This window comes from Leisingera sp. MMG026, from assembly GCF_021654205.1.
GTDB lineage: Bacteria > Pseudomonadota > Alphaproteobacteria > Rhodobacterales > Rhodobacteraceae > Leisingera.
In genome coordinates this window covers 1-844 of sequence record NZ_JAKFZM010000135.1, presented here as the reverse complement: position 1 = coordinate 844, position 844 = coordinate 1, and the positions used below count along the sequence as shown (strand labels likewise).

Here is an 844-nt window from a genome sequence, read left to right as displayed (position 1 = left end):
TAGGTCATGTTGACAAATGGCGGATCCAGAGGCGGATTGATGTGATGTCGACGAAGCCGAGGAAGCTTTCAGCCGTTTTGTCGTAGCGGGTCGCGACGCGGCGGGCATTCTTGAGCTTGTTGAAGCATCTCTCCACCAGGTTCCGCAGTCGATACAGTGGGCGATCAACGCCAACACGCTTCTTTCACGACTTCCGCATGGGGATCACTGGTTGAATGGCCCGTTCCCGCATCTCGTCGCGAATGCGGTCAGCATCATAGCCTTTGTCGGCCAGTAACACGAATGGTTCGGGGAGATTGTCGTCCATGACAAGATCGAACCCGAGACAGTCTGATGTCTGGCCAGGGGTGATGTCCGTTCGCATCGGCAGGCCGGCGGCATTCACCCGGAGGTGGATCTTGGTCGTGAAGCCACCCTTTGAACGGCCAAAACCCTGTCGCGGGGGCCCCCTTTAGCGCCCGCTGCCTGATGATGGGCGCGGACCACGGTGCTATCGACCATTTGCAGGGCGTCAGGGACGATCCGGCTTTCGGTCAGCGCCTCGAGGATCTGCTCCCAGAGACCTGCGAGCGTCCAGCGGCGGAACTGCCGATAGACACTTGACCACTTTCCGAATTCTTCGGGCAAGTCCCGCCATGGTGCCCCTGTCCGAGCAATCCAGAAAACACCATCAAGAACAAGCCGGTGGTTTGTGGGTTTGCGCCCATTCGGGGCGCGAACAGACAAGATGAACCGCTCAAAGAACGCCCACTCCTCGTCCGACATCAGGTCTCGTGCCAAGCTGGTCTCCATCGCAGATACCAGCTTGAATCACGATCAGAGAGCGGCGTGAATCCCTTTTGTC

At 58.5% G+C, this 844-nt stretch carries 1 pseudogene; it reads right to left on the bottom strand.

What is annotated here, in order from left to right:
* Nucleotides 1-4: 4 nt before the first annotated feature.
* Nucleotides 5-792, bottom strand: a pseudogene (locus L1069_RS23815) (IS5 family transposase).
* Nucleotides 793-844: the final 52 nt, after the last annotated feature.